This window comes from Pseudonocardia sp. OZ21 (genome assembly GCF_059359135.1).
Map to the genome: position 1 here is coordinate 63,768 of NZ_JCADBN010000027.1, position 6,882 is coordinate 70,649.

Here is a 6,882-nt window from a genome sequence, read left to right on the forward strand (position 1 = left end):
ACACGTCACCTCCCGCGCGCGGATTCGATCGACGGCTCGGCGCTACTGCTGGGCCGTTGACACACCACTCGTGACTGCCGCGGTTCAATCACCTCATGCTAGCCGATTCCGAAGGGACGATACATGTCAACGACAACTAGCCGTTCGATGATGACCGTCGGCGACTTTCTGCTGCGTCGCTTGCGGGAAGCCGGCATCTCACACCTGTTCGGGGTCGCCGGTGACTTCAATCTCGAGTTCCTGCTGCAGATGGAAGACGGCGACGAGTTCGTGTGGGCCGGCAACTGCAACGAGCTCAACGCCGCCTACGCAGCCGACGGGTACGCGAGGCTCGACGGGATCGCAGGACTCGTCGTGACCAACGGCGTCGGAGCGTTGAGCGCCCTCAACGGTGTCGCGGGCGCCTATAGTGAATACGTTCCGGTCGTTTGTGTCTGTGGTTCGCTCCCGCTGAAGTCGCTCAACCGGAACCTCCTCACGCACCACACGTCCGCCGAGACGGACTACGACGCCGTACTGCAGGCCTACGCGCCGTTCACGGTGGCGCAGACCAGGCTGACGCCGCAGAACGCCGTGGCCGAGATCGATCGGCTCATCCTCACCGCCTGGCAGCTCAAGCGGCCGGTCTACATGGAACTGCCTTCCGACATCGCGTACCTGGATGTCGAGGTGCCGGCGGAGCCGCTGAATCTCGTGATCCCACCGAGCGATCCCGAACGGCTGAGCACGTGTGCCGAGGAGATCGTCGACCGGCTCACCAGCGCGCGCTCGCCCGCGATACTCGTCGACGTCGCAGCCGACCGCTTCGAGGTGGCCGATGAGCTGCAGGAACTGGCCGTCAGGTTGCGGGTACCGATCGCTGCCGTCAACACCTCCAAGGGAGTCATCGACGAGACCTCCCCGTACTACCTCGGCCTCTACGCCGGGGCGGCCAGCGCCCCCGGAGTGCAGAAGGTGGTGGAGGACAGCGACTGTCTGCTGGCCATCGGGGTGCGGCTGGTCGACACGACGTCCGGGGGTTTCAGCGCCGTGCTTCCCGCGAATCGGATCGACGCCCGGGGTGCTGCGGTCGATATCGGCCCGAACAACTACCAGGCCGTCTACCTGAAGGAACTGCTTCGCGTGGTCACCGACAGCATCCCTGCCACGGAGCAGCCGGCTGCCCCCCGGACGTACACGGCCGTGCCGTCGTCACAGGTTGCGGTGCCGCCCGGCCCGCTCACACAGGCGGCGTACTGGAACCTGGTCCAGGGCTTCATCCGGGAGGGCGACGTCCTCATCGCCGAGGACGGCACGTCGGAGGCGGGCGCCTGGGAGCTGCAGCTCCCGCCGGGCTGCACCTTCATCACCCAGGCGGTCTGGGGCTCGATCGGGTACACGGTCGGCTCGGTCCTGGGCACGCTTCTGGCGGCGCCGGACCGCCGCCACCTGCTGTTCGTAGGAGACGGATCCTTCCAGCTCACGGCGCAGGAGGTATCGACGATCCTGCGACACGACCTCAAGCCCATCATCTTCCTGATCAATAACGGCGGCTACACGATCGAGCGGGCCATCTGCGGCAAGGACAACCGCTTCAATGACGTCGCCAACTGGGCGTACGCCGACCTGCCGAAGGTTCTGCACCCGGGAACGACCGCCCGGACGTTCGTCGTGAGGTCCGCGGCCGAGTTTCAGGCCGCGCTGGCCGCGCCGCACGACGGCATGCTCTTCATCGAGGCGATCATGGACAAGCACGACGCTCCACAGGCTCTCATTGATGCCGGCCACGGGATGGCGAACACTGATTACGGTCCCCGTGGGCCCCAACACCGGCCGGGCGTTCAACTCTGATCGGGTCGGATCGGGTGCTTCCGACGCCTTGCACCTCCGACAGGTAGCCGGGTCCGACTCCTGCGCGAGGAAGAAGGGCGGGATCAGGCCGGACGACGACGGCGCCGGGACAGCCGATGCAGATTTTTACATTGACACCAAGAATGGAGAAGCGGGATGACCACATCGAAGGAACTGATCGGGCTGCTGCCGCCGACGTTCGATTCGGAGTACAGCAGCTTCGCCGTTGTGCCGTACCTTCTGAGTGGCCAATACTCCGGGGAACGGCCGACTCTGCCGCTGATTGATCTGGCCTTGAGCAAGGAAAACGCTGCGCCGCCTCATTTTTGGGGCATGCTGTACGACGGATGGGCGCCCAACCCGCAGGAGGAAGGGGTCACTGTCTTCATCCAAGGCTATGACAAGCGCGGGCCCGACAACGAGCGGAAGAAGATCTACCACTCGGCGACCACGCCAGATCTCTACGCAACAAAATACGCCGGGAAGGTTCGCAAGTTTTTCGCCCGTCTCTTCGACGAGGCGAACGCGGGCAAGCCCTTGATGCACAGCTACTACGCCGACTATTCCGATCTCTACTGGGACCTCCATCTCGGAGTCAGCGGTGACGACATCCCAGCCGAGGTCAGGCAGATCGCTGCGAGCTTCACCGCCGTCCTCGGCCATTGGTTCCCGACCTCGGAGGTGGTCCATGAGAACATCATGCGGGTGCGCGAGTTGCGCCCGCTTCTCAAGGAGTGGATCGACCGCCGGGTACAGTCGGTGATCGACGGCGACGTGCCGGATCCTCAAGGGACGTTCGTCTACTACTGGCTCGAGAACGGCAGAGGAGGAGATCACTTCCGGCGCAAGGACATCGTGTTCGAGTGCTTCCACAACTTCCTGGCGTTCAGCCAATGGGGAAACACTGTCTACAACGTCATCGCCCGGTTGGAGGCGAGTCACGGCGACCCCGTACTCAAGTCGTGGTTCACACGGACGATGACCGACGCGCCTGACGAGGTGGACGGCGGCACGTTCACCCCGCTCGACCGGTACGTGATGGAGCTGTTCCGCACGATCTCACCGAATGGTGGGAGTCTCTCGACGGTGGACACCCAGCGCGGTCTGGCGCCTGGCGTCGGCAGCGTCATGACACCGCACCTGCCGACGAGCCAAGATCCTCGCCACTGGCCCAACCCCGATGAGTTCGACCCGGACCGCTACAAGGCGGCACCGACCACGGCCGACAACGACGAGGCGAGAAGCAAGGAGATCGGGCTTGCTCGCTGCCCGTTCCCACCCGCCCCCTTTGCCATCAGTGACGGCCGCCAGGGGGAGGTGACCAACAGCGCGTTTGGCGCCGTCTACAGCGTGGTCGACGACACCCCGTATCCGATCTGCGACACGGCCGGCTACGCGCCCTTCGGATTCGGCTACCGCCGCTGCGCGGGGGAGCAGCTTACCATCGAATTCGTCAAAGAGTTCCTGAGAACGGTGTGGCGAGAGAGGATCGAATTCGTCTCTCTCGACATCGAGCACCCGGAACAGGTGCCGGTCTCGCCACGCACCCTCATCGAGGACTCCATCGGCTTTGAGCGAAAGCAATGAGATCTCCCGCGCAGACATAGCACGCGCACCCGTCGGAAGCGGTGGAGAGCTCGGGGCAGGCACCGAGGTGAGGTGAAGCATCGGCATCGCGGGATCCGTCATTACGGACTCGGGCGAAGTCGGTACCACTCCCGGCCAGATCGCGATGGCGTGGCGGCAGGAGAAGGCCGGGCTTCCGGCGATCGCTCGAGTGGTCATTGCCGGACCCCGAACGCTCTCCCAGCTTCGGGAGTACCTGGCGTCGACGCGCTGCAGATCGCCCAGCTCCCCGCGACAGGGCCGACGAACCGGGAGATCGGGCAGCGGCTAGATGTCTCGCACCGCACCGTCGGCGCGCACCTCGCACAGGTGTACCCCTAGCTTCAGATCACCTCCCGGTCACTGAGGACTTCTTCGAACTCCGCACCGGAGAACTCGTGGATCTGCACGCACCCGAGGCTAACCGCAGCATTGCGCGTCGCATTATCCACATTCCGATTTGCGTGGATAGTACCGTCAGAGACGCTATTTACACTCCGTCTGGAACCCGTGCCGCGGGTCAGGGCCGCAGCTCGTAAACGAGGTTGAACGGCGTCGAGAGGACGATCTGCGCCGTGGTGAATCCGGCTTCGTGCGCGAGCTCCAGGGTTCGGGTCGGACCGGCCTGGTTGCCCAGGCCGGTGGCAGGCGCGGCGGACAGCCCGCTGGGCAGGCACACGAACACCGATGCGGCGGCCATCATCCGTCCGAGCGGGTGGAACCCGTCGGTGACGTCATCCGAGCTCTTGGGCTCGACCAACAGCACGTGGCCGTCGTCGGACAGCGCGGCTCGGGCGGCGCGCAGCGCGCCAAGGGGATCCGGCATGTCGTGGAGACAGTCCAAGAAGGTGACGAAGTCGTAGGGCCCGCTCAACTCTGTGGCACTGGCCTGCTGGAAGTCGACGCGGTCCGAGACTCCCGCGTCGGCCGCGCGGGAGCGGGCCAGATCGATCGAGCGGGGGTGTGGGTCCAGCCCGGTCCACTCCGTGGCGGGGGCCTGCGCCATGATGATCGTCGAGGCTCCGAGGCCGCATCCGACGTCCGCGGCGCGCACCCCGTCGACCAGTCGCTGCTGCAGGCCGTCCAACGCCGGGATCCACGAGCTGACCAGATGGGCCTTGTACGCCGGCCGGAAGAACCGCTCACTGCCGATGTAGGTGTCGTCGTCGTGCTCGTGCCAGCCGATCCCGTCTCCCGTGCGGAACGCCTCGACGAGACGGTCGAATGTCCGCGGCGCGGACGTGAAGGTCTGGAAGGCGCCGACCATGTAATAAGGGCTCTCGATGTCGGTGAAGAAAGCCGTCTGCTCGGGCGTCAGGTGGTACCTGGCAGTGATCGCGGACGTCCGTTTCGGATCGTGCTGGTACGTGACGTACTCGGACGCGGCCATGACCAGAAGCCATTCCCGCACATAGCGTTCGACCAGCCCGGTGCGCTCGGCGAGTTCTGAGGCTGTGGCCGGGCCGCCGGCGGCGAGCGCGTCGAACAGGCCGAGCCGGTCGCCCAGCAGTGCCAAGGGGATGGCCATCGCCCCTCCCGCGTCGGCGATGATGTGCTCCTGCAGCCGCTGCGCAGCTGTTTCGTCGATCTGCGTCCCTTCAGCGTTCCTCTGAGTCATGCTGTCGCTGCTGGTCATTCCGCCTCCTGGCCGGCGTAGAGGGCTTTCTCGAACTCGACTGTCAGCGCGAGCATCTCCGGGGCGCCGAACGGCAGGAACTGGCTGTAGATCGTGCCGGTGATGCCCGCTGTGCGGTCGATCCAGTAGTAGGTGTTCATCAGGCCGGCCCACGCGCCGCTGCCGGCCCGGCGCATCCCGGGGACGTCGACGGTGTTCAGCAGCAGTCCGTAGCCCCACGTGAAGCCGGGACCGATGGTGAAGTCGAAGCTCAACCGGGGGTCCGCCGCGGGCAACAACTCCGAGACCTCGAGATCACCGATCTGGTGGGAGAACGCCGCCTCCACAGTGGAGGGCTTCAGGATCGGGGTGCCCTCGAACGTGCCGTCGCCCAGCAACATCCGCTGGAGCCTCAGGAAGTCACGCGGCGTCGAGTACAGCCCGTGCCCTCCGCCCCAGAACTCCGGAGAACCGGAGAACGGGTCGGCGCACTCCACCCACTCGCCGCTTTCCTCCCTGACGTGGAGCGCCGAGAGGTTCATCCGCTGCTCATCCGTCGGGGCGAACCTGGTCTCGTGCATACCGAGAGGGCCGGTGACCCCCCGCTCGAACGCCACGTCGAGCGTCACCCCGGACACCGCCTCGATGACCCGGCCGAGCCAGTCGGTGCTGATCCCGTACTCGAACCTCGTGCCAGGGTCGGCCACCAGTGGTGCGGTGAAGGCGATCTCCTTGCCGGAGGTGACGTTCGGCGTGCCGGTCGCCTTCTCCCAGCGGTCGATGTCGGCGTTGAAGAAGAAGTAGCCCAACCCGCTCGTATGTGTGACCAGGTGCCGCACCGTTGCCCGCCTCGCCGGCGGGCGCAGGCGAGGGGAGCCGCCGTCGAAGCCGTCCAGCACCTGGAGCTCGGCGAACTCCGGCCGGTAGGTGTCGACAGGAGCGTCCAGATCGATCATGCCCTGCTCCACCAACTGCAGCGCGGCGACGGTGGTCACGATCTTCGTCATCGACTGCATCCGGTAGCCGGTGTCGGCCGACACCGGTTCGTGACCACCTGGCACCCGGGAGCCGGCCGCTCCTTCGTAGATCACGCTGCCCCGGTCGGCCGCGATCGCGACCACACTGGGCACCGTCCCGGCCTCGACGGCCTTGCGGAGCAGGGCGTCGATCGCCGCGGTGTCGGTGTTCGAGGCGTCAGAGACTGGACTCACCCGGAGATCCTTTCCAAACACACATGGTCCCTGCCCACCGGTCGGGACATCGATATCAAGAAGGGACGAATAACGCGCAGATCAGATCTCTCCGCCCTCCACCTGCCCGAGCACCAGTACCGCGGATATCGGCGTGCCGGCCGTTCCATCGAAGCCCCACCTCCCCCTTCACCCCATCTTCCGGTCTCGCGGCGCGCCTGCGGACCGCACGCGAATCAGACATATCCGATGGCTGCGCATCCATCTCACGATCGTCGCCCGTGAAACCGTCGCTTCGGCTTTCTCAACCCAACCGGATCACCCTTGTTTACCGCAAGAGACCTTCTCGGGTCGGACGTTTTCTCCGCACCCGGGGGGAATTTCCTGCTCGGAGGCTGCGGGAGCGTTCGGAAGTGCAGAGAACTGCTCGGATCACGTGTTGACGCCCTCGCCGAGGTAGGCCTCCTGCACGCGGGGGTCGGCGAGGAGTTCGGCGCCGGTGCCCGACAGGGTGGTGCGCCCGAGGTCGATCACATACGCCTGATCCGACAACGCCAACGCGGCCAGCGCGTTCTGCTCCACCAACAACACCGTGGTGCCCTCGGCCTGCAACTCCCGCACCGTCGCGAAGATCTTCTGCGT

6 protein-coding genes are annotated in these 6,882 nt (G+C 65.7%); 3 read left to right on the top strand and 3 right to left on the bottom strand.

The window, feature by feature from the left end; translation table 11 throughout:
• Positions 1-123: 123 nt before the first annotated feature.
• The 3 genes from AC5L35_RS35535 to AC5L35_RS35545 all read left to right on the top strand — a co-directional run bounded on the left by AC5L35_RS35535 (position 124) and on the right by AC5L35_RS35545 (position 3,777).
• The gene (locus AC5L35_RS35535; RefSeq protein ID WP_495064146.1) at positions 124-1,830 is read left to right on the top strand and encodes an alpha-keto acid decarboxylase family protein; all 1,707 of its coding nucleotides are present in this window, start codon (positions 124-126) and stop codon (positions 1,828-1,830) included.
• A gap of 156 nt (positions 1,831-1,986) precedes the next feature.
• Entirely contained in the window at positions 1,987-3,417 is a 1,431-nt protein-coding gene (locus tag AC5L35_RS35540) for a cytochrome P450 family protein (protein ID WP_495064147.1), read from the top strand.
• Positions 3,418-3,567: 150 nt separating this feature from the next.
• On the top strand, positions 3,568-3,777 hold the full coding sequence (locus tag AC5L35_RS35545; RefSeq protein ID WP_495064148.1) for a LuxR C-terminal-related transcriptional regulator: 210 nt from the start codon (positions 3,568-3,570) through the stop codon (positions 3,775-3,777).
• 178 nt (positions 3,778-3,955) lie between these two features.
• Here the strand turns inward: AC5L35_RS35545 and AC5L35_RS35550 are convergent, their stop codons facing one another.
• From AC5L35_RS35550 to AC5L35_RS35560, 3 genes are all read right to left on the bottom strand, one after another.
• Positions 3,956-5,053: a class I SAM-dependent methyltransferase gene (locus tag AC5L35_RS35550; protein WP_495064149.1), complete on the bottom strand. Its 1,098-nt coding sequence runs from the start codon at positions 5,051-5,053 to the stop codon at positions 3,956-3,958.
• Positions 5,054-5,067: 14 nt separating this feature from the next.
• Positions 5,068-6,261: a serine hydrolase domain-containing protein gene (locus tag AC5L35_RS35555; protein ID WP_495064150.1), complete on the bottom strand. Its 1,194-nt coding sequence runs from the start codon at positions 6,259-6,261 to the stop codon at positions 5,068-5,070.
• Positions 6,262-6,672: 411 nt separating this feature from the next.
• A partial coding sequence (locus AC5L35_RS35560) for an ABC transporter ATP-binding protein C-terminal domain-containing protein (RefSeq protein WP_495064151.1) occupies positions 6,673-6,882 on the bottom strand: 210 nt, incomplete at its 5' end.

Excerpts from the sequence above, each read along its gene's own strand:
- AC5L35_RS35540 (WP_495064147.1), top strand. The coding sequence starts at position 1,987 with ATGACCACATCGAAGGAACTGATCGGGCTGCTGCCGCCGACGTTCGAT.
- AC5L35_RS35550 (WP_495064149.1), bottom strand. The coding sequence starts at position 5,053 with ATGACTCAGAGGAACGCTGAAGGGACGCAGATCGACGAAACAGCTGCG.
- AC5L35_RS35535 (WP_495064146.1), top strand. The coding sequence starts at position 124 with ATGTCAACGACAACTAGCCGTTCGATGATGACCGTCGGCGACTTTCTG.